Source organism: Rahnella perminowiae (assembly GCF_019049755.1).
Lineage (GTDB): Bacteria > Pseudomonadota > Gammaproteobacteria > Enterobacterales > Enterobacteriaceae > Rahnella > Rahnella perminowiae.
Map to the genome: position 1 here is coordinate 1 of NZ_JAFMOS010000259.1, position 3,023 is coordinate 3,023.

The following is a 3,023-nucleotide window of genomic DNA, read 5'->3' on the forward strand; positions in this document are numbered from 1 at the left end:
TTATTATTTATAATACACACCATCAGATATATTAAGCTGGCGAATATTTTATATCTTAGCCTTTTTTAGGACGAACTTTCGCCGTCAGCCCTTTCAGGAAATAACGCATCACCTGATCGCCACACGGACGGTAATTTTTGTGGCCTTCTTTACGGAAGAACGCGCTCAGTTCGCCTTCAGACACTTTGAAATCAGCCGCGGTCAGGACAGAAATCATATCTTCGGTTTTCAGCTCAAACGCCACACGCAGCTTTTTCAGCATAATGTTGTTGGTCAGGCGTTTTTCCACTTCCGGTGCCGGGAAGCGATCGTCTTTGCCGCGTTTAAAAGTGATCAGGCCATTAAGGAAGTTTGCCATCACTTCGTCCGGCACTTCCATGTAACCTTCTTCGTCTTCTTTTTTCAGATAACGCGACATCACGTCGGGGCTGACAGGCGTACCGGTGGTTTTAAGGATCTCGATCAGCTGGCCTTCACTTAAATCCAACATGTAGCGCACGCTGCGTAAGACATGGTTATGCATCATAATTCTGTATTCCTGTTAAAAGTAAACCGAGGAAATGCCACCGGGTTTACCCCTACGCACCTCGAAGGCGGGCATTATACAAGAAACTTACAGGATTAGCTGAACTGACGGATCCGTGCAATAAGTGACTCCACATCGCCGATTTGTTGCGCAGTGAGGATCAGTTTTTGCCCGAGGCTCAGCGCATGGCGCTGGCAATCAGCGCGCATGGCATCATCTTTAATGGTATCGAGATCAGCAACATGCGCCAGGCCGACCGTACGGCGAATCAACTCCGCGCCGCAGTAACCGACCGCGTCGTGCCAGACCTCCTGCAGGAAGAGTTCTGCATAACCCGGCTCCGCCAGCGTCGGATCTTGGGATTTATCCCGCGCCAGTTGCAGAAAACGCGCTGAGAAACTCAGCCACAGTTCGCGCACATCTTGCAGGCGCTGCTCGCGGCCATCCGCCGCTTCACGCACCCCAACCAGCCCCGGCAGACCACAATAGTTCAGTAGCAGGTTGCCGAGAGCCGAACCGGGATCAAAGCCCATCGGGCCGTAATAACCGAACTCCGCGTCGATGGCTTTCAGTTTGCCTTCGGCAACGAAAATCGAACCGCTGTGGATATCACCATGCAGCAGCGCCTGCGCCTTGCTCAGGAAACGGTGTTTCAGCGCGGCGACGGCCAGACGCAGCGGTTTATCCTGACGCAGCGCCTCCACCGCCGGCTGCAATACCGGCTCAAAATTATTGCGCTCATGATCAACATACGGATCGGTGAAGAACAGATCTTCGGTGATCTGACATAATTCAGGGTTAGTAAAACGGGAGACTTCGGCTTTTTTGGCCTGCGCATTCTGGTAGAAATCGGAAGTATGGAACAGCGTCTGAGCCAGATATTCGCCCAACTGGGTTGCTGCCTGCGGGTAATGTTTTCCCAGCACCAGTTCACTGCGCCAGATATGATGATCCGACAAATCTTCCTGCACCATCACGGCCAGTTCAGCGTCGTGATGCAACACGTTAACCGTGTGCTGCGGGCAATACTGACCGTGGATGATCAGGGTTTCGGCTTCAATGCGCGCACGATCTAACGTCAGCGGCCAGGATTCCCCCACACACCGCACATAAGGGAGAGCCTGTTTCACAATCACCCGGCTTTTTCCCGCCGTATCGCGGATCTTAAACACCAGGTTCAGGTTTCCGTCACCGATTTCATCGGCCGTGACCAGAGATTGCGGATCCGCCACGCCACCAAACTGACGGGCATATTCAACGGCATCTTGGGCGGTAAAGGTGTAGTAACGTGACATCCTGACCTCTCGAATTCTTTTTTAGCCTTTAAAGCGTTTAGACGTCTATACATCCGTGAAGCATGTTGGCAGAATAAGTGAACAGATGCAACCGGGCAACAAGGATTTAACCAACAATGCAAAGCCTCACAACCACCAGTTTACGTATTCGTGAAAACCAGCTGTGGATCCTCGACCAGCAAGCTCTGCCGCAACGTTCAGACTGGCGCGAATGCCGCGACGTCAGTGAACTGGTGGATCACATCCGGACCCTGCGCGTGCGTGGTGCGCCGCTGATTGGTTTGTCCGCCAGCCTGCTGCTGGCATTGCTGGCTGAACAGGGCATGGCGCAGGATGAATTGCATCACGCGCTGGAAACCTTGCGTGCCTCGCGGCCGACGGCAGTGAATCTGATGAACAATCTTGACCGCATGAAGGCTGCATTGCAGCAGGCGGATTACGTGAAAGCGCTGACTGAAGAAGCTCTCCGTCTGGTGGATGAAGACAAAGCATTATGTGACAGCATTGCCACACACGGCGCGACGCTGGTGACGCCCGGCAGTCGTCTGCTCACCCATTGCAACACCGGCGGTCTGGCAACGGCAGGCATCGGCACAGCCATCGGGGTGATCCGCCGTGCCCATGAACAGGGCAATGTGGAACAGGTATGGGTGGATGAAACCCGTCCGCTGTTACAGGGCGGCCGCCTCACTGCCTGGGAACTTGGCGAACTTAACATTCCGTATCAGCTGATTTGTGATTCGATGGCCGCCAGCCTGATGGCACAAAAACGCGTCGATGCTATCTGGGTTGGCGCTGACCGCATTGCCGCCAATGGCGATGTCGCGAACAAAATTGGCACTTACAGCCTGGCGGTACTGGCGAAATATCACGGCATTCCGTTCTACGTTGCCGCGCCGCATACCACACATGATCCGCAGTGCCGGAACGGTGCCGCCATCCCGATCGAACAACGGGCAGCGACTGAAGTCACCGGCGTTTCCGGCAGTTTCGGGGCCGTGCAATGGGCACCGTTCAACGCGCAGGTTTATAACCCGGCATTTGATGTCACACCGGCAGAATTGATCAGCGGCTGGGTGCTGGATGTGGGGGTGGTGACACCGGATCAGGTACAGGATGGTATCTTCCTTCAGGCATTAGGTTAAAACAGCCTGCCTGCAATACAGCGCCTGCGGGCGCTGTTTTTTTAAGCTACTGATAAG

General features: G+C 54.2%; 3 protein-coding genes. 1 reads left to right on the plus strand and 2 read right to left on the minus strand.

All coding sequences use genetic code 11. From position 1 onward, the window contains the following. Positions 1-55: 55 nt before the first annotated feature. Both J1785_RS01980 and mtnK read right to left on the minus strand, forming a co-directional pair. Complete coding sequence (locus J1785_RS01980; RefSeq protein ID WP_015696175.1) at positions 56-526, minus strand: YehS family protein; 471 nt, start codon at positions 524-526, stop codon at positions 56-58. A gap of 95 nt (positions 527-621) precedes the next feature. Beyond that, on the minus strand, positions 622-1,821 hold the full coding sequence (gene mtnK, locus J1785_RS01985) for an S-methyl-5-thioribose kinase (protein WP_217218686.1): 1,200 nt from the start codon (positions 1,819-1,821) through the stop codon (positions 622-624). A 116-nt stretch (positions 1,822-1,937) separates the two neighbouring features. On the opposite strand from mtnK, the gene mtnA reads away from it, so the two are divergent. Beyond that, complete coding sequence (gene mtnA, locus J1785_RS01990; protein WP_217218687.1) at positions 1,938-2,966, plus strand: S-methyl-5-thioribose-1-phosphate isomerase; 1,029 nt, start codon at positions 1,938-1,940, stop codon at positions 2,964-2,966. The last annotated feature ends 57 nt before the right edge of the window (positions 2,967-3,023 follow it).